A 23,320-nucleotide genomic window follows, 5' to 3' on the forward strand; every position below is an offset into this window, starting at 1 on the left:
GCCACTGCTTTCCTCTATGCCGCCGCCGTCCTCTTGCTCATCAGACGATTAGCTCGTTCCACCTGAGTTCAGAGTCAGACTCTAACCTGGTAGGCGATGGCGGGCATCGGCTACCAGACCGGCTGGGTCGGCGTGACGCTTGGCTACCGGTACCCCTACTACGATCAGGGGAATGACAAGTTCGTGCAGGATTTCTCCTTCAGCGGCCCCTTCCTGGCGGTCAACTTCAGCTTCTGACTTGCTCGCGAGACACGTCAGCAACGCACAAGCAGAAGGAGGGAGGCGCCGATCTCCTCTCGAATTGTCACCCTGACGCGTCGCGCGATGGTCACGACAGCGCTTGCCCTGGCCGCTACGCCGCCTGCCCGGGCGCAGCGGGCCGTGCGGGACCCGCTGCCATCCTGGCGCGACGGCCCGACCTAGCGGGCTATGGTCGACCGCATCCGCCGCTCGAAGCGGCCAGGCACGTCCGGCTTTGTGCCGTCCGCCAAGCGCGTGACGACCTTCGACAACGACGGCACGCTTTGGTTCGAACAGCCGCTCTATGCCCAATTCGTCTTTGCCATCGACCGGCTGAAGGACATGCCGCGCAGCGACGCATCCTTCACCGAGCGCCAGCTCTTCAAGGCGGCGATCGAGGGCGACATGCGCATGCTGATGGCTGACGGCGAGCGCCCCCTCTCCGAGATCATCGGCGTCCTTCATGCCGGCATGTCCTGGTAGGCCCTCGACGGGATCGTCACGCGATGGCTCGCGACGGCGCGCTACCCGCACTTCAACCGCCGCTACATGCAGCTGATCTACCGGCCGATGCTGGAGGTGATGCGGCTGCTGCGGCAGCAAGGCTTCGCCGTCTGGATCGTCACCGGCGGCGCGCAGGAATTCGTTCGCGCCTTCAGCCAGCCGACCTACGACGTCGCGCTCGACCGCGTGGTGGGATCGACCATCAAGACGGAATTCCGCCTGCTGCCTGACGGAACCTCCGAGCTGTTCCGCCTGCCGACGATCGATGCGGTGGATGACGGGCCAGGCAAGCCGGTCGGCATCGGCCGGTTCATCGGCCGCCGTCCCGTGCTCGCCTTCGGCAACGCCGATGGCGATATCGAAATGCTGCAATACGCCACCACCAGCCCGGGCGAGCGGCTCGGCCTGCTCGTGCACCATGACGACGCGGTGCGCGAGTATGCCTATGATCGTAATATGCATATCGGGAGGCTGGATCGCGGGCCGACCTTCGCGCCGGCCGCGGGCTGGAAGGTGATCTCGATGAAGGACGACTGGTTGCGGAGCTTCCCGGGCGCATGACGGCGACGCAACGCGTCTTTGCGGCGCTTGCCATGCTGGGCGGGGTGGTCCTGTGCTTTGCGATCGTCGCCATCCTGCCGGACCAGGGCGCCGCCTTCCGCATCGCCGCGCCTGTCCAGGCCCATCAGCGTGCCGCGGAGGGCTTCGTCGGCACCGCTACATGCGCCATCTGCCACGCGCCGCAGGCTGCCGCCTGGCATGAGAGCGACCACGCCCGCGCGATGGCGGCAGCCACGCCGCAGACGGTGCTGGGCGACTTTTCCGGCGTGACGGTCACCGACCGCGACCGCAGCGCAACGTTCCGCCGCGACGGCGACCGCTTCGTCGTCCGCACCGACGGCCCCGGCGGCGCGACCGCCGATTTCACCGTCACCGAGACCTTCGGCGTCGATCCGCTGCAGCAATACCTGGTGCTCTTCCCCGACGGCCGCCGCCAGGCGCTGCCCTGGGCCTGGGACACCCGCCCGCGTGAGGTCGGCGGCCAGCGCTGGTACCACCTGCTCCCCAACGAAGCCCTGCACGCAGGCGACCCGCTGCACTGGACCGAGCGCGACCAGAACTGGAACTTCATGTGCGCCGCCTGTCATTCGACCGGCGTGCAGCGCGGCTACGACGCGGTGGCTGACCGCTATGATACCAGTTGGACCGAGATCAGCGTCGGTTGCGAATCCTGCCACGGCCGCGGGGCGGCGCATACTGCCTGGGCGCAGGCGAGCCCTCGACCGGACCTGCCCTCACGTGGGCTGGAGGTGGCGGTGCGTGATTCCTCTGGCGGCGCCTGGCGTTTCGCACAAGATGATCCGCGCGGCATCGCCCATTGGGAAGGCCCACCGCGACGGGCCCAGGCACAGGCGGAGATCTGCGCCCCCTGCCACGCCCGCGCACGGCCCATCACCGCGGATCCGTTGCCCGGCGCGCGCTTCCTCGACACCCATGCGCCGGCGCTGCTCGATCGCGGCCTGTATCACGCGGACGGTCAGATCGACGGCGAGGTCTTCGAATGGGGTAGCTTCACGCAGAGCCGCATGCAGCGTGCTGGCGTGATCTGCGCCGATTGCCACGATCCGCACAGCCAGCGTCTGCGCGCCGAAGGCAATGCCGTCTGCGCGCAATGCCATCTGCCCGCACGCTTCGACACGTCCGACCACCATCACCACCGCGAAGGCAGCCCGGGCTCCCAATGCGCGTCCTGCCACATGCCGCAGGTCACCTATATGGGCGTGGATGGCCGGCGCGATCACGGCTTCCGTGTCCCGCGTCCCGATATCGCGACCACCATCGGCGCGCCGGATGCCTGCACCACCTGCCACACCGGCCGCCAGCCGGCCTGGGCGGCACAGCAGATCCGCATGTGGTACGGGCCGACGCGGCGGCAGACTCCGCATCCGGCGCTGACCATCGCCGCCGGGCGGCGCGGCGATCCCGGCGCGGTGTCGGCGCTGGCAGCGCTGGCGCAGAACCCGGCGGAGCCGGCGATCCTGCGCGCCACCGCTTTGTCACTGCTGCCCGCGCCGGCCAGCAATGAGGCGGCGCAGGCCATTGTGCTGTCGCTGCGCGATCCGGACCCGCTGGTGCGCGCCACTGCGCTGCGCGCGCTGACCGGGGTTGATCCGCGCAACCGCCAGCATGCCTTGCCGCTACTGGCGGACCCGACGCGGCTGGTGCGCATCGAGGCGGCGCGCATCCTCGCCCCCATTCCGCCGCAAGCCATCCCCCAGGGCTCGCATTCCGATTTCGCCCGCGCCTGGGATGAATTGCTCGCCAGCGAGCGCGTCGCCGCCGAGCGTCCGGAATCCCATGTGAACCTTGCCGGGCTGTTCGCCGCTCGGGGCGACGCGGCAGCGGCAGAGGCGGCGTATCGCGATGCGCTGCGCCTGGACCCTGCCTTCCTGCCGGCGCTGGTGAACATGGCGGATTTCGAGAACCGGCGCCGGCGCTTCAATGAGGCGGAGGCCCTGCTTAACCGCGCCATCGCCGCATATCCGAACAGTGCGGAAGCGCATCATGCGCTGGGCCTGACGCGGGTGCGCGCCGGCCGTGCTTCGGAATCGCTCGGCCCGCTGGGTCGCGCAGCGGCACTGGCGCCGGACCGGCCACGCTACGCCTATGTCTACGCCATCGCGCTGAATGACCTCGGCCGCGGGCCGGAGGCGATGGAGGCGCTGCGTGCCGCGTTGCGGCGCCACCCGGGCCAGCGCGACCTTCTGGTGGCGCTGGCGAGCCTGGAACGCGACCGCGGCAACATTGCCGAGGCCGAGCGTCTGGCCGCGCAGGCGGTGCAGTCCAACCCGCAGGACCGCGAGGCGGCGGCACTGTTGCAGCAACTCCGCCATCTGCGCCGGCAGGTGCCAGGGCTACGATAGCGGCGATTGCATCGTGTCTATTGGCATTTGGCTCCTGCGGCGGGCGCGACGTTCTGTGCGGACGATTGGAGAAGGACGCCTGCTTTCCTCCTCGAATAGCAGAGAATTTCGCTTCCGGATTCCTATCGCTGCAGGTTTGGCTGGGGTGTGGGCGCCGAGCTGGATGGTTCGAGCAAGCAACGGGACCTGATTGCGTCCCGCAGAGTGCAGAAGATCTCCGACCTCGAGGGTAGGTTGAATTTACCCTCGATTCTAATTCGTCGAGTTCAAGCGGCGTTCTTCACAACATCACGGGAACTCCGCAGTTAAACCGCCTGAGCGATACGTCATTGATGCTTGAGCAGTTGCTGTTCGCTTCGGATCAAGGAATCTTCTCCAGATTTTGTATTCTCGAGGCTCTGCAGCCGATCACATCATGTCACTGATCGGGACCGGCTCTAGCCGTTGATTTGGCTCCGACATTCCACGCGGCGCACCCATCGCTAGGGGCGGAGGGCAAGGCGCGGCAACCATGGCCGCTTGACCAGGCGGAAATGCGACTGCTAATGCGACTCGCTCGCAATATAGCACCGCCCTCTCTGCGTTTGCCGAATCAAGCTCAACAGGACAAACCACATGTCGCGGAATCGCGCCGAGACCACCCGGCGGAGCCTTGTTCGCACGGGCCTCGCCATTGCCGGATCAGCCGCCTTGCCGCGTCTCTCCCGCGGCGCCGAAGCGCTCACCGCGACCGACCTCGCCGGGCGCACCGTCACGCTGCGTGCGCCGGCGCGCAAGGTGATCCTCGGCGAAGGCCGGCTGATGTACGGCTTCAGCACCCTGGTGCCGCGCGCGCCCTTCGAGCGCATCGCCGGCTGGGCCGACGACATGATCCTCTATGATCCCGGCTCCTGGCGGAAATATCGCGCGGCCTTCCCGCAGGCGGACCGGATCACCCGCTTCTCCTCCGCCGTGAACGCCGATTTCAGCACCGAGCAGGCCATCGCGCTGGATCCTGACCTCGTCGTGTTCCCGCTCTCGGCGCATCAGCGCATGGAGGCGACGGGCACCTACGACAAGCTCGCCCGCGCCGGCATCGCCACCGCGGTGGTCGACTTCCGCGAACAGGCCTCACAGAACACGGTCCCGAGCATCGAACTGCTGGGCCGTCTGATGGGCCTCGATGCCGAAGCCCGCGCCTTCAATGACTTCTACCTGCGCGAGACGCGCCGCGTGTCGTCGCGCGTATGGAACCTGCCGCCCAACCGTCGCACCACCGTCTTCATCGAGCGGGCCGGCGGCTTCGACCCCAACCAATGCTGCATGACCTTCGGCAACGCCAATCTCGGCGTCACGTTGCAGGAGGCAGGCGGCATCAACTGGGGGGCCGGGCGCTTCCCCGGCCTTGGCGGCACGGTGAACCCCGAGACGATCTTCACCGACGATCCCGAGGTGATCATCGGCACCGGCGCCGACTGGTCGGAAAGCACGCCGGGCTCCCGCGGCGTGCCCTTCGGCTACGAGGCGACGCCCGAGCGCGTTCAGGCCGCGCTGCGCGCCCTGGCCGAACGGCCTGGCTGGCCCTCGCTGCGCGCAGTCAAGTCCAAGCGCTTCTACTCGATCTATCACCAGTTCTACACCAGCCCCGCGCATCTCGTGGCGTTGCAGGTCTTCGCAACGTGGCTCTACCCGCAGACCTTCGAGGGACTGGACCCCAACGCGACCTGGCGCGCCTATCACGAGCGCTTCTCGCCCATTCCTCTGACAGGCGCCTTCTGGGCGCAGCTCGCGTGAGCGCCGCCTTGCCCGTCTTCACGCCGGCGGGCGAGGCGAGCCGCGGTGCGGGCCGGGTCGCGCTGCGGCGGAGCGCGCTGCTCGCCGTCGCGGTCCTGGCGGTGGCGCTGCTCTTCCTGGTCGATCTCGGCACCGGGCCGGGGGCGCTGTCCTATCGCGACATCTTCACCGCGCTGCTCGACCCTGCGGCCGCCTCCCCGCGCCACGCGGTGATCGTGTGGGACATCCGGTTGCCTGTCGCGCTGCTCGCCGTGGTGGTCGGCGCCATGCTGGGGCTCGCAGGCGCAGAGATGCAGACGATCCTCGACAATCCGCTGGCCGACCCCTTCACGCTCGGGCTGTCCTCGGCGGCGGGCGTGGGCGCCTCGGTCGCCATCGTCACCGGCATGTCGGTGCTGCCGGCGGCGGGGCCGACGCTCGTCACGGTCAACGCCTTCGCCTTCGCCTTCGGCGCCGCGATGCTGGTGCATCTCTTCACCATGGCGCGCGGCGCGACCTCGGAGACCATGATCCTCTTCGGCATTGCACTGATGTTCACCTTCAACGCGCTGCTCGCGCTGCTGCAGTACCGCGCCTCGGAAACGCAGCTCGTGCAGATCGTCTTCTGGATGATGGGGTCGCTGCAGCGGGCAAGCCTTGAGAAGATCGGCATCGCCGCCGGCGTACTCGGCATGACGGGGCTGCTGCTGTGGCGTCGGCGCTGGGCGCTGACGGCGATGCGCTTCGGGGATGATCGCGCGGCAAGCCTCGGTGTCGATCCGCGCCGGCTGCGGCTCGAGGTGCTGGTGCTCGTCGCATTGCTGTCGGCCACCGCCGTCTCCTTCGTCGGCGTGGTCGGCTTCGTCGGCCTGGTCGGGCCGCATGTCGCGCGGCTGCTGGTCGGCGAGGACCAGCGATGGTTCGCACCGATGTCGATGCTCTCGGGTGCTGCGATGCTATCGGCAACCTCCATCGTCTCGAAGGCGCTGTCGCCGGGCATCATCTATCCCATCGGCATCATCACGGCGCTGGTCGGCGTGCCGTTCTTCCTGTCGCTGGTCCTGATGCGCCGGAGCCCGGCGCGATGACCGGCCTCGCCATCGAAGGGCTCCATGTCGCCTACGGGCGCCGGACGGTGTTGCGCAACGTGTCGGTGCCTCCGCTGCGGCCCGGCACCGTCACCGCCCTGCTCGGCCCGAACGCCTCGGGCAAGTCCACCCTGTTGCGGAGCATCGCCGGGCTGAAGCGGCAGGCGACTGGCCGTATCCTGTTCGACGGCCGGCCGATCGAGGAGATGCGGCTCGCCGAGCGAACCCGCTCCGTGCGCTATGTGCCGCAGGTCTATGCCGCGGCGGCCCGGCTGACGGTGTTCGACGCCGTATTGGTCGCCGCGCGCACCGCGGGCGCATCCGGCGGCAGCGCCGCCGTCGCTGCGCGCGTGGAGGCCATCCTCACCCGCACGCGCATCGACCACCTGGCGCACCGCATGATCTGCGACCTCAGTGGCGGCCAGCAGCAGCTGGTGGCGCTGGCGCAAGGCCTGGTGCAGCCGGCGCCGGTTCTGCTGCTCGATGAGCCGACCAGCGCGCTCGATCTGCGCCACCAGCTCGAGGCGCTGGCCCTGCTGCGCGCGATCACGGCTGCTGACGGTCATATCGCGGTGGTGGCCTTGCACGATCTGTCACTGGCCGCGCGCCATGCCGACCGCGTGGTGCTGATGGACCAAGGCGCGGTCGTCGCCGACGGACCTCCGGCCGAGGTCTTCGCCGACCCTGTCTGCGGTCGCACCTACGGCGTGGAGTTGGTCGCCGAGACCTCGCGGCGCGGCAGCCTGATGATCGATGCGGCCCTGCCATGAGCGCGAATTACGACCTGAAGGAGCAGATACGCGACTATTGGTCCGGCCGTGCCGCTGGCTTCGATGCCGCACCGGGCCACCGGATCGACGACGCCGACATGGCGGCCTGGCAGCGGCTCATGGCAGTGGGGCTCGGGCCGCTGGAGGGGCGCACGGTGCTCGACCTCGCCTGTGGCACCGGCGAAGTGAGCCGCGCGCTCACCGGCCTTGGTGCCCGCGTGACCGGCGTTGACTTCTCGGAGGCCATGCTCGGCCATGCGCGTACGAAACTTGCGGGGCGCGCCTGGCGAGGGATGTTGATGGACGCGGAGAGCCTGGCCGGCCTGCCCGACGAACAATTCGACGCCGCGATCACGCGACACCTCGTCTGGACCCTCACCGACCCGGCCGCCGCCTTCGCGGCCTGGTTCCGTGTGTTGAAACCCGGCGGGCGGTTGCTCGTGGTTGACGGCGACTGGGTGCGCGAAGGGCTGCGAGGAAGAGTGCTGCGACGGATCGCCGCGCTGCTGGGTGGCGCAGTGCCGGCAGCCGCCGATGGAGCCGTACACAAGGATATCCTGGCGCGCGTTCCCTATAGCGGCGGCCTGACGCAGGAAAGGCTGATCACGGCACTGCGGCGGGCAGGCTTCACCGATCCACGAAGCCATGGCGTCAGCGGGATCTATCTGCGTGGGCTGCATGGGGCGCCGATGGCCCAACGCCTGCGCCTGCTCGCGCCGACGCGTTTCGCGGTGTCGATTCTGAAGCCCTGATGCAGGGGTAGTCAGCGTCGTCGCGTGATAAGCAGGTGCCCTGACCTTGCCGATAGCGGGCCTCGGAGCGCGATCACACTCCTTGCCCTCCTGCGCATGCCGGTGCCGACCCGGACGGTGAGCGCCGCCGGAGCATGTTCCGCTCACGCTGAACCGGCATCGGCCCGCACCCCGAGCCGTGTCAGCTCATCGGCTCGATCGAGATCGCCAGGGCTTCCTCGTAGACCATGTCGACCTGCTCCCCGACGCGCAGGCCAAGGATGAACGTCCGGGTTTCGAGGCTCTCCGCGGTCACCGTCCGGGTCATGTTGCCGGGGCCGACGAAGCTGACCGTGCCGCCCAGCCGATCGACATCGGTGATGGTCACGCGCCCGGCCCTGACGCGGGTGACCTCGCCACCGGGGCGTTCCGCCTCGCGGGCGATGGCGACGCCGGCGAAGGGCTGACCTCCCGGCGCGCCGGGGCGCACCGCACGCGCCGCCAGCGCCTGGTAATAGCGCACCGTCACGCGGTCGCCCGCCTTGATCTGGTTGAGGCGTTGCACGCCGCGTCCGGCAATCAGCGTGACCAGCTTGCCGGTTTGCGCACCGCCCTGGCCACGCAGCAGGATCTCGCGTGACTGCGGGTCGACGGTCTCGACGACGCCGACGATCGTGGTGGTGCGGTCGACATCGACCGAGGTACAGGCCGCGAGAAGCGGCAGAATGAGTAGCGATCGGCGCTGCATGGCGTCTCATCCCTGTTTGTTCGCCGACCCGGGTCCTGGCGGCGTCGGAGCGTCGCGCCGCGTCACCGCTGCCGCGTTGATGCATGTCAACATGGCTCGCCCATCCTCACGGCATGAAGCGGCGAGGCTGACGCCAAGGCGGGGAATGCCCACATGAAGGTGGTGATCGTCGGTGCGGTGGCCGGCGCGGACCAGCGGATCAACGCCCTCGCGATGGCCAACCGGATGGGCGCGACGATCGACGACGTGGCCGAGAGCGAGCTCTGCTACGCGCCGCAATTCGGCAGCGCCAACGACCCGCTGAACGTCGCGGCCATGATGGCACACCACATCCTCGGGGGAGACATGCCGGTCGCCCGTGGAGCGCGCGCGGCGAGGGGCTGTTGCTCGACATGTGGAAGCATCGGAACTGGCGGTCGAATGCGTCCCTGGCGCGCTCCACATCCCGCTCGAACAGTTGCGCGGCCGGCTCGCGGAACTGCCCAGGGACCGCGAGTTCTAGGTCATCTGCCGCTCCGGCCAGCGCGCCTACTACGCAACGCGGCTGTTGCTGCAGAACGGCTTCCGCGCGCGGACCCTGCCGGGTGGCATGCTGTCACGCGCCGTGCTCGAGCCTGGCCCCGAAGGGATCGGTCATGCGCTCGACTGAAGCCCTGCGGTGAGTGACCTCCCGCTGCTTGCGCTGAAGCTGTCGCTGCTCGTCTTCATGGCGGGCTCGCTGATGGAGATGGGCCTGGGGCTGCGGTTGCGGGATGCGCTCTCGGGGCTGCGCGATCGCCGCTTCCTCCTCTATGGCGCCGGCTTCGGTTTCGTGATCGGGCCCGGCCTCGCCTGGGGCATGGCGCAGGTGCTGCCGCTCTCGCCGCCGCATGCGCTGGGCTTGATGCTGCTCGGGCTGACGCCCTGCGCGCCCTTCGTGCCGATCATGGTGAATCGCGCGCAGGGAGACGTCGCCTATGTGCCGGCGATGATGCTGCTGGCCGCGCTCGGCACGGTGACGCTGATGCCGGTCGCGGTGCCGTTGCTGGCAGCCAGTCTTTCCGTCGACGCCTGGGCCATCGCGCGTCCGCTGCTGGTCATGGTCCTCACGCCGCTCGTCCTCGGCATGGCCGTGTTTCACCTGGCACCGCATGTCGCGGCCGTCGTGCGGCCCCGCGTCAAGGCCATGGCGGCGGTGGCGGCAGTGGCCCTTCTGGTGCTCTGCGGAGTGCTGTTTGGACACGGCTTCCTTGCCTCGTTCGGCAGTTTCGCGATCGGCTCGCAGGTGCTGTACTTGGCGATCATCACGACGATGGGCTACCGCTTCTCGCGCGGTGTCGGGCAGCAACGGCGGAGCGGGCTCGGGCTCTGCACGCGCAACGTCGGCGCCGCCATGGCACCACTGCTCTCGGCACCCGGCGTGGATGACGGCGTGATCGTGATGCTGGCGCTCGCCGTGCCGGTGCAGATCGCCTGCGGCCTGGCAGCCGCGTGGTGGTTCGGGCGGGACGCACAGCGCACGGCCGCGGAGGGAGAGACAGCATGCCCGTCTGGCTGATTCCGATTGTCTACACCGTGGTGAGCATTGTGTGTGGCCTCGTCCTGCCGCGGCTCGAAAATGCCTATGCGGTATCACTGGACCTGGGCGTCTCCGCGGCGGCGGTCCTCGCGGCTCTCTCGGCGATCTCCTCGGGGATGATGGCGCTGACGGGGATCGTTCTCTCGATCGCCTTCGTGATGCTGCAGTTCAGTGCCATCACCTATTCCCCGCGTTTTGCGTCGCGCTTCGCGCGCGACCCGGTGCTCTTCCACGCACTCGGCATCTTCTTCGCGACCTTCACCTACGCGCTTGCCACGACCCTCTGGGTGGATCGAGCAGGTGGGATGGGAGTGCCGACACTCTCCGCCATCGGAGCGGTCGTGCTGCTCTTCGCGAGCCTGCTGGTGTTTGGGCTGCTGATGCGCCGTCTCGGCGATCTGCAGATCACCAACACGCTGCGCTTCATCGGCGACCAGGGACGAGAGGTGATCCGCCAGACCATTGACGCCGGCGTCGCACGCGCGGCGGCCGTCGCCGGTGCCACACCAGCCGAGCCCGTCGTGCAATTGCTGCGGCACCAGGGACCGCCGCGCTATGTCCAGGCCTATGACATGCCTGCACTTGTCGCTCTCGCCCGCCGTGCGGATGGAGTAATCGACATGGAAGCCGCGGTTGGCGACATGCTGTTGGATGGATCCGTCGTGCTGCGCGTGTTGGGCGGCACTGGGGGAATCCAGGAGGCGGAACTGCGGCGAGCCGTGCGCCTCGGGAGCGACCGCACTTTCGAGCAGGATCCGAAATACCCGTTGCGCCTGCTGGTCGACGTCGCGATCAAGGCGCTCTCGCCCGCGATCAACGACCCGACCACGGCGGTGCAGGCGCTGGACCAGATCGAGGACCTTCTGCGTCGTCTGGCCAGGCAGCCACTCGACATTGGGCGCGTGGCGGATGGGGATGGCTCACTGCACCTTGCATTTCCTTCGCCCAACTGGAGCGACTACCTCTCCCTTACCTTTGACGAGATCCGCGTTTTTGGGACGACCTCCGTGCAGGTCCTGCGACGGTTGCGTTCGGCGCTGCTCGGCCTCGAAGACCTGCTGGGCGGGGATGCGCGCGGGGAGGAGGTGCGGCGCTATCTGGTGCACATCGATTCGGCGATCGAGCGGTCCGCCTTCGACGAGCAGGACCGGAACGCGGCCCGGCAGGAGGACCCGCAAGGGCTTGGGCTGACCAGGTAATTCAGCGGCGCCTGCGACCGTACGGACATGCCCACTGCTCCATGACCGATTTCGGCGAGCGGGCGAGCGTCGTCGGTGTGGTCAGATCCGCCGTCAATGTGTCGGACTTCCAGGTCATCATCACGGCGCGCACCAACACCGACAAACATGAGCCGAGCTGACCGCCACCGACACATCAGGTCCAGAGATGTAGCGCCATTGTTTGGGACCATGCGGCAAATCCCTGGGGAGGGGGCGCCGGTAGGGCCCGCGCACAGGATCGCGCACCAGGGAAAGCGTAGCAGCACGCCGAACGGCTGCCCCGAATCGATTTCCTAGAGTTGCTTGTGTTCGAGCTCGCTCACGCGAGCCGCTCCACGTCTTCGCTTGTTCGAGCATCTTAATGCACCTGACTGACTCCAGTCAGGTGCGCTATGCTCCAGGGGCAGCCCAATGCGTTCAGTCTAGGTCTTGAAATACCACTGTTCCGGATGCCCTCCCCAAGGCGTCCGGCAGTGCTGCGAGATGCCGGTTCGGCCGGGCACATTCTCCAGCCGCTCATTCACCACGCGCACCCCCATGAAGGCCGGCGACAGGCCAACCAATCCAATCCCCCATTGCTGATCCACGGCAATCTTCCAGACCTCCTTGGCGGTCGCATCACGCTCGGCCTTCTGTTGGCCGGTCGCAGCACGCATCAGCGCGAAGGCTCGACGCATCTCGGGATCGGGCGGCTCACTGCCACGCTCTCCATTCGAGGCGAACCAAGCCGCGTAGACGTTGCTGATCACTCCGCCGATCGGGTCGACCGGCAGGACGTAGCGCGGGTAGAGATAGAGGCTTTCAGTGCCATTGTTGGTCCAGAGCGCGATCTGATGCTTGTCGCCATAGGCGCGGGTGTACCAGAGGCTGCGCTCCATCACCTTCACATCGGTCGCGATCCCGATGTCGCGCCAATGCTGGGAAATCATCTCGGCCTGTTGCGGCCAGGTCGCGGACAATGTCTGGCCGACCGCAATCTCGATCCGCAAGCGCTGGCCATTGTCCCGGCGCAACCGGAAACCCTCACGGTCCTTCCGTGTCAGGCCGATGGCGTCCAGCAAGCGATTCGCCTGTGCCGGATCGTGCGTGGACCATTTCTGCCGCCACTCGCCGCCCGGACTTTCAGGGAGGCTCTCATCGGGAATGGTCGAGCCCGGTGTGCCGAGGCCGAGCCAGAAGGCCTCGTTCAACTGGTCCCGGTCGATGCCGAGCGCCAGTGCACGGCGGAACTCCACCTTCCGCAGCAGATCGCCGATCTCGGCATCCTCGGTGTAGGTCAAGGTCGGGAAGAGCACCGAATCGGCGCCGTTGAAGCCGGGGTCGAGATGCACCTTGTAGTGGCTGCGCTGCTGGTTCTCGATGAAGACCGGCAGCTTGCCGAGATCCATGAAGCGTTCCTGGTAATCGTATTCGCCCGCCACGGCGCGAAGGTTCACCACCTCGGGATTCTCCGCGAGCGTCATCTGCACGCGATCGATGTAGGGGAGCTGCTGGCCTTCGGTGTCTACCGCATAGAAATATGGATTGCGCTCGAGCACCCAGAGCTGGGTGTTGATCGGCTGCACCATGCGCCAGGCACACAGCGTCGGCACGTCCTTGTTGAGCTGCCAGTCCGAGAGGAACTTGAAGTGCTGCACCCAGTTGTTGAAGCCGGCGGCACGCGCCTGGGCGGTCAGCGTCTCGACCGGCGTGTTTTTCGGCAAATAGCGGCTGAGGTAGTGCGCCGGCGCATAGAGCGCATAGGTCTGCCCATTCGATTGCAACCGTGTCTGCCCGCCGCCGACCAACGTATCGCCAGCCAGCAGCATCGGAAACAAGTAGTAGGGCTCGTCGAACTCGAAGGCGATGGTTGCCTCATCCACCTTCACCATTCGGCCGGGCTTGCCGTTGGACGACAGCTCGGGGGCCGGGGCCGGCACCAGGTCACGGTTCGTGTAGAGGTCGTTGAACCAGAACATCCAGTCATCGGCGGTATGCGGCGTGCCGTCGGACCATTTCAGGCCGCGGCGCAGATGCAGCGTGGTCCGCTTGCCATCCGCGCTGACCTCGAATCCCTTCGCAAGTTGCGGCCGCAGTTCAGTGCCGGACGGATCGAAGAAGAGCGGCTTGTCCGCCGACATGATGCGGTTGCCGTTCTCCCCGTCGCTCGGCCCGATGAATCCGCGGCGCCAGGTACCTCCGTACTTGCCGACGCTGCGCAGCGGCTCGACCACCATGACGTCCTGCGGCAGGCGTTGTTCGACCGGCGGCAGGCGGCCGGCGCGAACCTGTTCGGCCAGCATCGGCGCCTCCTTGAACTGCGTCGGGCGACGCGCCGGGTCGGTGATGATGTTCGGCCCTTCCAACCGCCCCACCAGCCCCGAATCCCGAAAGCCACCCGCGGTCTGCGCCGTAGCGGCGCCGGCGAGGCCGGTGAAGGCGAGGACACCCATTTCCCTGCGACGCATGGCGTTGTTCCTTTTCCCTGGACGCTCTCTATCGAACGCCGACGAGGTCGAGCTCCTCGGCGCGGTGGCAACTGACGTAGCGACCCTCGGCGGCTGGCCGCAGTTCTGGCCGTTCGACGCGGCAACGTTCGACTGCGTGCGGGCAGCGCGGATGGAACGCGCAGCCGGTTGGCGGCTTGGCCGGGTCTGCCACCTCGCCCTGCGCGACCTGGCGACGGCCGCGGCGCATCGGGTCCGGCGCCGGCACGGCAGCAAGCAGCGCCTCGGTGTAGGGGTGCAGCGGCGCGCGGTAGAGCGCGTCGGTCGGCGCCACCTCGACCATGCGCCCGACATACATCACGGCCACGCGGTCGCTGACATGCCGCACGACGCTGAGGTCGTGGGCGACGAACAACATGGAAAGGCCGAGCCGGTCCTGCAGGTCGAGCAGCAGGTTGATGATCTGCGCCTGCACCGAGACATCCAACGCCGAGACCGGTTCGTCGGCGACGATCAGGCGCGGGTTCAGCGCCAGTGCGCGTGCAATGCCGACGCGCTGCCGCTGCCCGCCCGAGAAGGCGTGCGGGAACCGCGTCCGTGCACCAGGGGGCATCTGCACCAGGTCAAGAAGTTCAAGGACGCGGTCGCGACGCTCGGCCGCCGACACCCCATTAACCTTGAGCGGCTCGGCGATGATGTCGCCCACCATCATGCGTGGGTTGAGCGAGGAATAGGGGTCCTGGAAGATCATCTGGATGTGCCGTCGGAGCGGCCGCATCTGGCGCTTGCTCAATCGCGCGAGATCCACCTGCCCCCCGCCATCGGCGGCAAAGCGGATGGCGCCGGAGGTTACCGGCATGGCGCGAAGGATGCAGCGGGATACGGTCGTCTTGCCGCAACCGCTCTCGCCGACAAGTGCCAGCGTCTCGCCCTCCGCGATATGGAAGCTCACGCCATCGACGGCACGAACACGTGCGATCTCCCGACGCAGAATCCCCGCGCGTATCGGGAAGTGCTTCTTCAGGTCCTGCACATCGAGCACGTTCATGCCGCGCGCTCCCGGCCTGGTTCAGTGAGAAAGCAACTGGCACCGGCGCGACCTGGTTCGACGGGCGCCGGAATCTGCTGGCGGCAGATATCGCCGATGATTTCGGCGCAGCGGGGATGGAACGGGCAGCCGCTCGGTCGCGACCCCGGATGCGGTACAGCACCACCGATCGTTGACAGGCGCTGGCGCGGTGCGGCCAGGATGCTCGGCACCGCGCGCAGCAGGGCGCGGGCGTAGGGGTGACGGGGGGCAGAGAATACATCGGCCACCGGCGCGAATTCGACGATGCGGCCGAGATACATCACCGCGACCTCATCGGCCATCTCGGCGATGACGCCCATGTCGTGGGTGATCAGCATCAGCGCGATCTGCTTCTCGGCTTGCAGCCGGCGCAGCAGGTCAAGGATCTGCGCCTGCGTCGTCACGTCGAGCGCGGTTGTCGGCTCGTCGGCGATGACGATGTCCGGATCACCCGCCAAGGCCATGGCGATGCCGACGCGCTGACGAAGCCCGCCCGAAAGCTCAAAGGGATAGGCCCTGAGGCGCGTCTCGGGGCGGGGGATCCCCACGTCGCGGAGCAAGTCGACGGCGCGGTTCCTAGCCTCGGCGGCCGAACAATCCGCGTGCTGGCGCACCGCCTCGATGATCTGGTTGCCGATCGTGTAGTGGACGCTGAGCGCCGTCATCGGCTCCTGGAAGATCAGGCCGATTCGGCCACCGCGCACGCCCCGCATCCGGCGCGATTCCGGGTCGAGTGCGGCGAGGTCCACCTCGCCTTCGGCGCCCGGGTCCAGCAGCATGCGTCCTGCGGTGATGCGGCCGGGCCGGTCAACCAGGCGGAGAATCGAGCGCGCAGTGACGCTCTTGCCGCAGCCGCTTTCGCCGACGATACCCAGGGTGCGACCAGCATGAAGGTCGAAACTCACGCCATCCAGCGCGCGCACCACGCCCTGTTCGCTCTCGAACTGCACGGCGAGGTCACGGATGGCGAGGGCGACACGCTCAACCATAGGGGTCTGCCGCGTCACGGAGGCCATCACCGAAGAAGTTGAAGGCGAGAATGATCAGGGTGACCGGAATGGCCGGCATCAGAAGCCAGGGCGCATTGGCCAGTACCTGGATGTTCTGGGCGTCCTGCAACAGGATGCCCCAGGAGATGGCGGGGGGACGGAGACCAAGGCCGAGGAAGCTGAGCGACGTCTCGCTGATGATCATCGCCGGCAGCGCGAGGCTGGTTGCCGCGATGATATGGCTCGCGAAGGACGGCAGCATGTGGCGGAAGATGATCCGGCCCTGGCTGGCGCCGGAGAGTTCGGCGGCGATCACGAAATCCTCCTCCCTGAGGGCGAGGAAGCGGCCGCGCACTACGCGCGCCAGCTCCGTCCAGCCGATCAGCGAGATGATCAGCGTGATCGCGAAATAGACCTGCAGCACGCTCCATGTCCGCGGCAGTGCCGCGGCGAGGCCCATCCAGAGCGGTATGGTCGGCACGGAGCGCAGCAATTCGATCAGGCGTTGGATCAGCGTGTCCACCCAACCGCCGTAGAGGCCGGAGATGCCGCCGAGCAGCACGCCGAGGAACAGGCTGAGCGTCACGCCGGCCAGGCCGATGACGAGCGAGATACGGGTCGCCACCATCAGGCGCGAAAAGAGGTCGCGCCCGAGCTGGTCGGTGCCGAGCAGGAAGGCGCTTTCACCGGGGCGGCCGCCGACCACGCCGAACAGGTGGATGTCCGTCTCGATCAAGCCGAACAAGTCGTAGGTGAAGCCGCGGACGAACAGCCGCACGGGCAGCTTGCGCGCCGGATCGGGCGCATAGGTGAGTTGGAAGGTGCGCGGGTCGCGCACGCCGCGCAGGCCATAGACATGTGGGTTGAAGCCGCTGTCGTCGAAGAAATGGATCCCCTGCGGCGGGATGAAGCTGCGTCGCGCATCGGTCGCATGCGGGTCTGTCGCGGCGAGGAAATCCGCGAAGATCGCGATCAGGTAGAACAGCGCGATCACGAACAGGCTGGCGACTGCCAGTTTGTGGCGGCGAAAGCGCCACCAAGTCAGCTGGAGCTGCGTCGCTTCCGCGAAGCGTGCCTCGGCGGTGGCGCTCACGATCAGCGCCCCCCCAGCCTGATGCGAGGATCGATCCACATCAGCAGGATGTCGGAGATCAACGTGCCGACCACCGTCATGACACCGAGCAGCAGCACGATGGCACCGGCCAGGAACATGTCCTGCGCCACGAGGGCCTGGAGCAGCAACGGCCCGACCGTCGGCAGGCCCAGCACCAGCGAGACGATGATGCTGCCCGAAACCAGGTAGGGAAACAGGTAGGCGATCGAGCTCGCGAAGGGGTTGAGCGCCGCGCGCACCGGGTACTTCAGCACGGCGTGGCGTTCCGTCAGCCCCTTGGCACGGGCTGTCACGACATATGGCTTGCGGAGTTCGTCGAGCAGGTTGGCCCGCATGATGCGGATGAGCTGCGCGGTGCCTGCCAGCGCCAGCACCGCGGCGGGCAGCGGCAGGTGCTTCATCAGGTCCCATACCCGTGCGAGCGACCATGGCGCCTGAAGGTATTCCGCTGAGAACAGCCCGCCCACATTGAGGCCGAGATAGCGGAAGCCGAGATACATCAGGATCAGCGCCAGCAGGAAGTTCGGTATGGCAAGGCCGATGAAGCCGAGTGTGGTAAAGATGTAGTCGGCGAACGAGTATTGCCGCATCGCGGAGTAGATGCCGATCGGCAGGGCGATGATCCAGGTCAGGAACAGCGCCGAGACCGAGACCAGCATAGTGAGCCAGAGGCGGTCGCCGATCACCTCGGTCACCGGCCGGCGCCATACCATCGACACGCCAAAATTGCCTTCCAGCACGCGACCCATCCACAGCGCGTACTGAACGATGGCCGGCCGGTCGAGACCGTATTCCTGGCGCATCGCCGCGGCCTGCTCGACCGAGATGGTGCTGCCGCTGGCCGCCAGGTTTGCGATGTAGGCATCGACGAAGTCACCAGGCGGCAGCCGGATGATCACGAAGGTCAGGATCGAGATGAAGACGCATGTGACGAGCGCCAGGCCAAGACGGCGAAGCAGGTACGCGATCATGGGCGCGCAGGACCTTGCGGCATCACGACTGTTTCCTCCGGCCGCCCCAATCATCGTCAGGGCATGTCCAGGCTGAATTAGACCCGCGCCGTTGGGGTTAGGCAAGGGTCACGATGATGTACGCGACGCGATGTGGGGCTCGGCAGTTCTCGTACGGCATCCCCCGCCGCCTCGCGGCTCGGTGTCGAATCCGCCGAGCCGGGGTTCACGTGCGGTGGCGCAAGGTGGGCTTCCTCATTTGCGTGCATCCCTTGCTGCCTGATGCGCCATCGCGACTGGTGGGTCCGGGTGCATGGCCCCGGCTGTCGCGTTGCTCGGGCGATGACAAACCCTCTCCTGATCATCGCCGGAGGCAGCGAGTGCCATCTTCAGCGTGCCGGTCACGTCGCTCGCGTCCATGCTGCAGGCACAGGAACGTTGGGCAATGCCGGGCCGGCTTACCGGGTGACCGCCAGGGATCCGGGCGCACTGCGAGCGGATCACCCGGCCTGCCGCTGGATAGTCCAGAACAGGGTCCGATGCGGAGCAAAGCCAGGTGAATGCGCGGATCGACCAGCTTCTCTCTCGCCTCGTGAATTCTTCCTCCGCGCTTACAGGGGCGATCGGGTCCATTGCGCCTCACCGTCCGTCCCGCCGTGGCAGAGTAGGCGGCAATCCATTAGCCTCCCTGTCGGACCGCGCATGCTGCGCACGTCAGGTGGCTTCGGAAGGAGACGATGATGGCGCTCAGGCGCATGGTGCTCGAAATTGGCATGGGCACCGATATTCGTGGAAGCGACTACACCAAGGCCGCTGTTCGGGCGCTGCGCGATGCGCTCTGGCACAATTCCCTATCGATCGGCGCCGCGGTGGACCAGCCCGTCGATGCGATGAATGTCGAGGTTCTGATCGGCGTGCCAAAGCCTGATCAGGTCGACAAGGCCGAGGTGCTGGCCATCCTGCCGCATGGCACGGGCAGCGTGTCCGTCGTTGAGGGCGGGCTCGAGATTCCCAACGATGAAGGTACCAGCACAACGGTCATCGCCAATTGCTGCGCCATCGTGCGGCTCGATATCTAGGGAGCGCCGGACAATGGCCTCGAAGCGAATCATCCTGGAACTCGGCACTGGCAACGATCTGCATGGCGGGGACTACACCAAGGCTGCCCTGCGCGCGGTGCAGGACGCGCTGCACCATTCCTCGCTGGCCTTCATCCGCACCGTTGGCCTCGACATCAGGGCCATGCAGGTGGAGGTCACGATCGGCGTACAGCAGCCCGACAAGGTGGATGTCGAGACCGTTCGCAGATCCCTGCCTTACGGCGTCGTCACCGCCAAGGCGGTCAAGGGCGGCCTGGATGTGCCGGGAGAAGACAGCCATGACATGGCGGTGATCGCCTCTGCCGCCATCGCGGTCCGCTTCGATCTACCCTGATCGCCTCGATCAGACATCACCGGTGATCGACGGATCGCCGATTCGGGCCACGGATCGGATATCTACCCGGTCGCCTGTTGGGAAGGCTGGAAGTCCCCGGGGACGCCGACGTCGGAAAGGCGGTGGTCAGGCAACGGCGCGACCGGCACCTCCATCGGGGGCGGTCGCGCGCGCCATCCGGCGGGCGCACGAGGCTGCATGCGACGCGATGTTCAGTTCGACCGCGCGGCCCATGGCCTCGATGCCATCCGACAAACCCGGATCCACGCTGCCGACAGCGTCGGACGGTCCGGTGACAGGCGTCGAGGTCAGGCGCCGAGCAGGCGCCGCGCCGCCTCCGCCAGCACTTCCATCCCGAGCACTAGGTCTTCGCGTTTCGTGTCCTCGCTCCAGTGATGGCTGATGCCGCCGATGGAGGGCACGAAGAGCATACCGATGGGAAGCTTCCGTGCCAGGATCTGACTGTCATGGATGGCGCCACTCGGCATCCGCTGCCAGGCACCGGGGCACTGCGTCTCCGCTGCTTCGCTGAAGGCCCGCACGATGTCGGGGTCGCAGATCGCCGCGTCGGAGCGACCGATCTCTTCGAGCACGGCCGGGCAGCGTTCGCGTCGATTGCTCTCCGCCACGATACGGCGCAGGCAATCCGCCATCCGGTCCATGACCTCGACTTCGAGGTCGCGAAAGGAGAAGACAAGTTCCGCCTGGCCGGGAATGATCATCGGCGCATTCGGCTCCAGCGCGATGCGCCCGGTCGTCCAGACGCTGCGGTCGGCGCAGATGCGGGGAAATTCCTGGTCGATCATGCCCAGGAGGCGCACGGCGGTCAGCCCGGCATCACGCCGCTCCCGCATGGTGGTGCCGCCGGTATGGTCCTGCTGTCCGGTGATCATGATCCGGAACTGGCGGATCGCGACAATGCCAGTGACGACACCGATCCGCAGCCCGGCATTCTCCAGCTGCGTCCCTTGCTCGATATGCATCTCCAGGGCGCCCTTGTAGCGGCCTGGGTCGATGACGAGGCGTTCGCGACCTGCGATCCCCACCTCCTCCAGCGCCAGCCGCAGCGGCTTGCCGGTTTCGCGGTTCCGGGCGGCATCCATGTCCGCCTCCGAGAATTCGCCGATCAGGGAACGGCTTCCGATGAAGTCGCCCCAATGAGCTTCCTCGTCGCAGTAGGCGCAGACATCGACGGGCAGACCGGCCCGCGCGAGTTCCAGCGCACCGATCACGCCGAGCACCCCATCGAGCCAGCCGGCATGGTTCTGCGTTTCCAGATGGCTTCCGGCCAGAAGATGAGGACCGGCGCCGCCGTGCCGGCCAAAGACATTGCCGATGCCGTCGATCGTCGCCTCCAGCCCGGCCTGTTCCATCCTTGCCGCCAGCCAGCGCCGGCTCTCCATGTCATCCGGACTGAATGTCGGCCGGTGCACGCCGGTCCTGTACGAACCAATGCGACGCGCAGCATCCAGGTCCGCCAGGAATCGGCCGGTATCGAGCGCCATACGCCATCATCCCCATGGTGATGCGGCACGATATTGCCGCTGCATGCGATGCGATAGCTGGGCGGACAGCGGGCGAGACATGCGGGCACTGTCGGAGACCGCGCCTGCGGCGCTGAACGGCACGCCGTTGCTGCCAAAGTGGGGCAGCCGGGGTTTGCCGCTGGATTCAAGGAACCGGCGGCATGACGCGATTTGGTATTGCGAATCATTCGCATACACATATTCTCCAGCCGCACCGCATTGCCGTTTGAGGTCAACACGCATGCCGACACGCCTAAAGGTGCCGCGCCTCCATGCGGTCGTGCTCGCCAACCGAATCGAAGGCGCATCGCTGCCCAAGCGCCGCCCGCGCAGCGGCGCCGGTTCCGCTCTCGATAGGGCAATCGACGCCGTGGCGCCTCGCCATGCACTCGCCGCGAAGTCGCCCGGCGCTTGTCAAAACCCCAAGCCCAATGGGCGGAGGCAGCATGAATCCCGATAACGTCGCCCCCAACGCACTGCCCGCCGCGCCCGCCATGCCGGTGGATGGCCTCGCGCACGCCGTCACGCAGGCGCCGCCGCCGGACGCCCCGGTCGAGGCATTGGCCCAAGCCGCCGATCATTCGCTGCTTGGCCTCGTCATCCAGGCCGGGCCGGTGGTTCAGGGGGTGATGGGCGCCCTCGTCCTGGCCTCCGTCATCTGTTGGGCGATCATGATCGAGAAATCGATCCTGCTCGGCCGGCTGCGGCGCGAGATCCGCCTGCTGTCGAACACCGGCGACTCGGGCGCGACAAGCGGCGAGGGCCCTGCGGCGCGGATACAGCGCGCCGCCGCGCGCGAATGGGCCGAAGGTCGCGACCACGACGAAAGCCGCGGCGAATACCGCGAACGCATCGAGCGCGCGATGCGCGAGACACTGTCGGCCACGATGCGCCGCGCGCAGTCGGGCACCGCCTTCCTCGCGACCACCGGCGCGGTCGGTCCATTCGTCGGGCTGTTCGGCACCGTCTGGGGGATCATGGGATCGTTCCAGGGCATCGCGCAGATGCACGACACCTCGCTCGCCGTGGTCGCGCCTGGCATTGCCGAGGCGTTGCTCGCCACCGCGATCGGCCTGTTCGCCGCCATCCCGGCGGTGATTGGCTACAACCGAATCGCGCGCCGGGTCGCTGGCCTGCGGGCGGAGGCGCTGGCCGCCATCGCCGCCATCAGCGCGCGACTGTCGAGCCGGCCGCCGCGCGACGGCAACCTGGCCCGCGCCGCGGAGTAGCGACATGGCCTTCTCCACGGGTGGCGACGGCGGCGAGGATGACGATGCCGCGCCGATGTCCGAGATCAACGTCACTCCCCTGGTGGATGTGATGCTGGTGCTGCTGATCATCTTCATGGTCGCCGCGCCGATGATGACGACAGGCGTGCCGGTGGACCTGCCGCGCAGCGCAGCGCCGCGCGTGGCGAACCCGGCGCCGCCGGTGGTCCTGACCGTGACGCGCGACGGCTCGATCCATATCGGCGAGGACCGCATCGCGGAAGCGACACTGGCCGAACGCCTGGTCGCGCTGAAGGCGGCGAATCCTGACCTCGCCGTGCATGTGCGCGGCGACCGCGCGGTGCCCTATGGCGACGTGCTTCGCATCATGGGCCGGGTGACGGCGGCCGGCATTCCGCGAGTCTCCCTCATCGCGGAGGCCGAGTCCGGCGGGGCCGCGCGCTGAGCGATGGCAACTCCTGCCCGAAAAGTGGCGTCGCCGCCAACCGCGCCGATGCCTGAAAGCGACGTCGATAATCGCGCACGCCTTGTCGCCGCGGGCGTCGCGGTGCTGCTGCACGGTGTGGTCGTGGCGACGCTGCTGCTCGTCCCGCCCACTGTTGCGGCGCCGGAGGTGATGCCGATGGTCGTCACCATGGCTGAGCCCATCGTCGAGGAAACCCCGCCGCCGGCAGTCGAACCGGAGCCTGTGGATGCCGCGGCGCCGGATCCGACGCCGGTGGCCGAACCGCAACCGCCTGAGCCCGAGCCGCAGCCGCCGGAGCCCCCGCCACAAGAACCACCACCGCCCGAGCCCTCGCCTCCCAAGCCGGTCCTCGAGGAACTGCCGCCGATGCCGCTCACGCCGGAACCGCTGCCACCCGAGCCGTCCCTTGAGGAGCCGCCACCGCCGGAGCCGAGTCCGCAACCCCTGCCCGAACCGCCACCCGAACCCACGTCGCCGCAACCGGCGCCGCCGCGGCCACGCGCCCCACCGCGCGCAGCACCGCCGCGCCCGGCCGCCGCCGCGCCGGCGGCCGCGCCCGCCGCCGTCGCGCCCTCCCCGGCC

23 protein-coding genes are annotated in these 23,320 nt (G+C 67.7%); 15 read left to right on the forward strand and 8 right to left on the reverse strand.

Annotated features, from left to right (window positions below; translation table 11 throughout):
- Window positions 1–96 precede the first annotated feature (96 nt).
- From IEY36_RS29035 to IEY36_RS29065, 8 genes are all read left to right on the forward strand, one after another.
- Window positions 97–237 carry a hypothetical protein gene (locus IEY36_RS29035; RefSeq protein WP_188973594.1) on the forward strand — a complete coding sequence of 47 codons (141 nt, stop codon included), beginning with the start codon at window positions 97–99 and terminating at the stop codon, window positions 235–237.
- Window positions 238–429: 192 nt separating this feature from the next.
- Window positions 430–723, forward strand: coding sequence for a hypothetical protein (locus IEY36_RS29040; protein ID WP_188973596.1), 294 nt, complete (start codon window positions 430–432; stop codon window positions 721–723).
- Between the two features lie 66 nt (window positions 724–789).
- On the forward strand, window positions 790–1,305 hold the full coding sequence (locus IEY36_RS29045) for an HAD family hydrolase (protein WP_229681678.1): 516 nt from the start codon (window positions 790–792) through the stop codon (window positions 1,303–1,305).
- A complete protein-coding gene (locus IEY36_RS29050) occupies window positions 1,302–3,668 on the forward strand; it encodes a tetratricopeptide repeat protein (RefSeq protein WP_188973598.1) in 2,367 nt (788 codons plus the stop codon). The genes IEY36_RS29045 and IEY36_RS29050 overlap by 4 nt, the downstream gene beginning before the upstream one ends.
- 615 nt (window positions 3,669–4,283) lie before the next feature.
- Window positions 4,284–5,441, forward strand: coding sequence for an ABC transporter substrate-binding protein (locus tag IEY36_RS30945; protein ID WP_229681679.1), 1,158 nt, complete (start codon window positions 4,284–4,286; stop codon window positions 5,439–5,441).
- A complete protein-coding gene (locus IEY36_RS29055) occupies window positions 5,438–6,508 on the forward strand; it encodes a FecCD family ABC transporter permease (RefSeq protein WP_229681680.1) in 1,071 nt (356 codons plus the stop codon). The genes IEY36_RS30945 and IEY36_RS29055 overlap by 4 nt, the downstream gene beginning before the upstream one ends.
- On the forward strand, window positions 6,505–7,278 hold the full coding sequence (locus tag IEY36_RS29060) for an ABC transporter ATP-binding protein (protein ID WP_188973602.1): 774 nt from the start codon (window positions 6,505–6,507) through the stop codon (window positions 7,276–7,278). Before IEY36_RS29055 ends, IEY36_RS29060 begins: the two co-directional genes overlap by 4 nt.
- Window positions 7,275–8,030 (forward strand): class I SAM-dependent methyltransferase, encoded by a 756-nt coding sequence (locus IEY36_RS29065; RefSeq protein WP_188973605.1) that lies wholly within the window; start codon window positions 7,275–7,277, stop codon window positions 8,028–8,030. The genes IEY36_RS29060 and IEY36_RS29065 overlap by 4 nt, the downstream gene beginning before the upstream one ends.
- A gap of 181 nt (window positions 8,031–8,211) precedes the next feature.
- Here the strand turns inward: IEY36_RS29065 and IEY36_RS29070 are convergent, their stop codons facing one another.
- Window positions 8,212–8,757: a hypothetical protein gene (locus tag IEY36_RS29070; RefSeq protein WP_188973607.1), complete on the reverse strand. Its 546-nt coding sequence runs from the start codon at window positions 8,755–8,757 to the stop codon at window positions 8,212–8,214.
- Between the two features lie 658 nt (window positions 8,758–9,415).
- On the opposite strand from IEY36_RS29070, the gene IEY36_RS29075 reads away from it, so the two are divergent.
- Together IEY36_RS29075 and IEY36_RS29080 are read left to right on the forward strand one after the other, a co-directional pair.
- Window positions 9,416–10,294 (forward strand): bile acid:sodium symporter family protein, encoded by an 879-nt coding sequence (locus IEY36_RS29075; RefSeq protein ID WP_188973609.1) that lies wholly within the window; start codon window positions 9,416–9,418, stop codon window positions 10,292–10,294.
- Window positions 10,279–11,514, forward strand: coding sequence for a DUF2254 domain-containing protein (locus tag IEY36_RS29080; protein ID WP_188973611.1), 1,236 nt, complete (start codon window positions 10,279–10,281; stop codon window positions 11,512–11,514). The genes IEY36_RS29075 and IEY36_RS29080 overlap by 16 nt, the downstream gene beginning before the upstream one ends.
- Before the next feature lie 443 nt (window positions 11,515–11,957).
- Here the strand turns inward: IEY36_RS29080 and IEY36_RS29085 are convergent, their stop codons facing one another.
- Genes IEY36_RS29085 through IEY36_RS29105 form a run of 5 tightly spaced genes read right to left on the reverse strand, consistent with a single transcriptional unit; the run spans window position 11,958 to window position 18,104 of the window.
- Entirely contained in the window at window positions 11,958–13,982 is a 2,025-nt protein-coding gene (locus IEY36_RS29085; RefSeq protein WP_188973613.1) for an ABC transporter substrate-binding protein, read from the reverse strand.
- A gap of 28 nt (window positions 13,983–14,010) precedes the next feature.
- Window positions 14,011–15,009: an ABC transporter ATP-binding protein gene (locus IEY36_RS29090; RefSeq protein ID WP_188973615.1), complete on the reverse strand. Its 999-nt coding sequence runs from the start codon at window positions 15,007–15,009 to the stop codon at window positions 14,011–14,013.
- A complete protein-coding gene (locus IEY36_RS29095; protein ID WP_188973617.1) occupies window positions 15,006–16,019 on the reverse strand; it encodes an ABC transporter ATP-binding protein in 1,014 nt (337 codons plus the stop codon). The genes IEY36_RS29090 and IEY36_RS29095 overlap by 4 nt, the downstream gene beginning before the upstream one ends.
- Window positions 16,012–17,112, reverse strand: coding sequence for an ABC transporter permease (locus IEY36_RS29100; RefSeq protein ID WP_229681681.1), 1,101 nt, complete (start codon window positions 17,110–17,112; stop codon window positions 16,012–16,014). Before IEY36_RS29100 ends, IEY36_RS29095 begins: the two co-directional genes overlap by 8 nt.
- Window positions 17,113–17,114: 2 nt before the next feature.
- Window positions 17,115–18,104: an ABC transporter permease gene (locus tag IEY36_RS29105; protein ID WP_188973619.1), complete on the reverse strand. Its 990-nt coding sequence runs from the start codon at window positions 18,102–18,104 to the stop codon at window positions 17,115–17,117.
- Window positions 18,105–18,820: 716 nt separating this feature from the next.
- Here IEY36_RS29105 and IEY36_RS29110 point away from each other — a divergent pair.
- Both IEY36_RS29110 and IEY36_RS29115 read left to right on the forward strand, forming a co-directional pair.
- The gene (locus IEY36_RS29110) at window positions 18,821–19,162 is read left to right on the forward strand and encodes a Lin0512 family protein (RefSeq protein ID WP_229681682.1); all 342 of its coding nucleotides are present in this window, start codon (window positions 18,821–18,823) and stop codon (window positions 19,160–19,162) included.
- A 13-nt stretch (window positions 19,163–19,175) separates the two neighbouring features.
- The gene (locus IEY36_RS29115; RefSeq protein ID WP_188973621.1) at window positions 19,176–19,517 is read left to right on the forward strand and encodes a Lin0512 family protein; all 342 of its coding nucleotides are present in this window, start codon (window positions 19,176–19,178) and stop codon (window positions 19,515–19,517) included.
- A gap of 308 nt (window positions 19,518–19,825) precedes the next feature.
- On the opposite strand, the gene IEY36_RS29120 is transcribed toward IEY36_RS29115, so the two are convergent.
- On the reverse strand, window positions 19,826–21,022 hold the full coding sequence (locus IEY36_RS29120; protein ID WP_188973622.1) for a Zn-dependent hydrolase: 1,197 nt from the start codon (window positions 21,020–21,022) through the stop codon (window positions 19,826–19,828).
- A 6-nt stretch (window positions 21,023–21,028) separates the two neighbouring features.
- A complete protein-coding gene (locus tag IEY36_RS29125; RefSeq protein ID WP_188973625.1) occupies window positions 21,029–21,286 on the reverse strand; it encodes a hypothetical protein in 258 nt (85 codons plus the stop codon).
- 203 nt (window positions 21,287–21,489) lie between these two features.
- Between IEY36_RS29125 and IEY36_RS29130 the strand changes: the two genes are divergently transcribed.
- The 3 genes from IEY36_RS29130 to IEY36_RS29140 all read left to right on the forward strand — a co-directional run.
- A complete protein-coding gene (locus IEY36_RS29130) occupies window positions 21,490–22,272 on the forward strand; it encodes a MotA/TolQ/ExbB proton channel family protein (protein WP_188973627.1) in 783 nt (260 codons plus the stop codon).
- A 4-nt stretch (window positions 22,273–22,276) separates the two neighbouring features.
- Window positions 22,277–22,717, forward strand: coding sequence for an ExbD/TolR family protein (locus IEY36_RS29135; RefSeq protein ID WP_188973629.1), 441 nt, complete (start codon window positions 22,277–22,279; stop codon window positions 22,715–22,717).
- 48 nt (window positions 22,718–22,765) lie between these two features.
- Window positions 22,766–23,320 (forward strand): hypothetical protein (locus IEY36_RS29140; protein WP_229681683.1); only part of this gene is annotated, 555 nt, incomplete at its 3' end.

Source organism: Neoroseomonas lacus, from assembly GCF_014644535.1.
Taxonomy (GTDB): domain Bacteria; phylum Pseudomonadota; class Alphaproteobacteria; order Acetobacterales; family Acetobacteraceae; genus Neoroseomonas; species Neoroseomonas lacus.

Excerpts from the sequence above, each read along its gene's own strand:
- IEY36_RS29035 (WP_188973594.1), top strand. The coding sequence starts at position 97 with ATGGCGGGCATCGGCTACCAGACCGGCTGGGTCGGCGTGACGCTTGGC.
- IEY36_RS29040 (WP_188973596.1), top strand. The coding sequence starts at position 430 with ATGGTCGACCGCATCCGCCGCTCGAAGCGGCCAGGCACGTCCGGCTTT.
- IEY36_RS29045 (WP_229681678.1), top strand. The coding sequence starts at position 790 with ATGCAGCTGATCTACCGGCCGATGCTGGAGGTGATGCGGCTGCTGCGG.
- IEY36_RS29050 (WP_188973598.1), top strand. The coding sequence starts at position 1,302 with ATGACGGCGACGCAACGCGTCTTTGCGGCGCTTGCCATGCTGGGCGGG.
- IEY36_RS30945 (WP_229681679.1), top strand. The coding sequence starts at position 4,284 with ATGTCGCGGAATCGCGCCGAGACCACCCGGCGGAGCCTTGTTCGCACG.
- IEY36_RS29060 (WP_188973602.1), top strand. The coding sequence starts at position 6,505 with ATGACCGGCCTCGCCATCGAAGGGCTCCATGTCGCCTACGGGCGCCGG.
- IEY36_RS29065 (WP_188973605.1), top strand. The coding sequence starts at position 7,275 with ATGAGCGCGAATTACGACCTGAAGGAGCAGATACGCGACTATTGGTCC.
- IEY36_RS29070 (WP_188973607.1), bottom strand. The coding sequence starts at position 8,757 with ATGCAGCGCCGATCGCTACTCATTCTGCCGCTTCTCGCGGCCTGTACC.
- IEY36_RS29080 (WP_188973611.1), top strand. The coding sequence starts at position 10,279 with ATGCCCGTCTGGCTGATTCCGATTGTCTACACCGTGGTGAGCATTGTG.
- IEY36_RS29085 (WP_188973613.1), bottom strand. The coding sequence starts at position 13,982 with ATGCGTCGCAGGGAAATGGGTGTCCTCGCCTTCACCGGCCTCGCCGGC.
- IEY36_RS29090 (WP_188973615.1), bottom strand. The coding sequence starts at position 15,009 with ATGAACGTGCTCGATGTGCAGGACCTGAAGAAGCACTTCCCGATACGC.
- IEY36_RS29095 (WP_188973617.1), bottom strand. The coding sequence starts at position 16,019 with ATGGTTGAGCGTGTCGCCCTCGCCATCCGTGACCTCGCCGTGCAGTTC.
- IEY36_RS29105 (WP_188973619.1), bottom strand. The coding sequence starts at position 18,104 with ATGATCGCGTACCTGCTTCGCCGTCTTGGCCTGGCGCTCGTCACATGC.
- IEY36_RS29110 (WP_229681682.1), top strand. The coding sequence starts at position 18,821 with ATGATGGCGCTCAGGCGCATGGTGCTCGAAATTGGCATGGGCACCGAT.
- IEY36_RS29115 (WP_188973621.1), top strand. The coding sequence starts at position 19,176 with ATGGCCTCGAAGCGAATCATCCTGGAACTCGGCACTGGCAACGATCTG.
- IEY36_RS29120 (WP_188973622.1), bottom strand. The coding sequence starts at position 21,022 with ATGGCGCTCGATACCGGCCGATTCCTGGCGGACCTGGATGCTGCGCGT.
- IEY36_RS29125 (WP_188973625.1), bottom strand. The coding sequence starts at position 21,286 with ATGCGTGTTGACCTCAAACGGCAATGCGGTGCGGCTGGAGAATATGTG.
- IEY36_RS29130 (WP_188973627.1), top strand. The coding sequence starts at position 21,490 with ATGAATCCCGATAACGTCGCCCCCAACGCACTGCCCGCCGCGCCCGCC.
- IEY36_RS29135 (WP_188973629.1), top strand. The coding sequence starts at position 22,277 with ATGGCCTTCTCCACGGGTGGCGACGGCGGCGAGGATGACGATGCCGCG.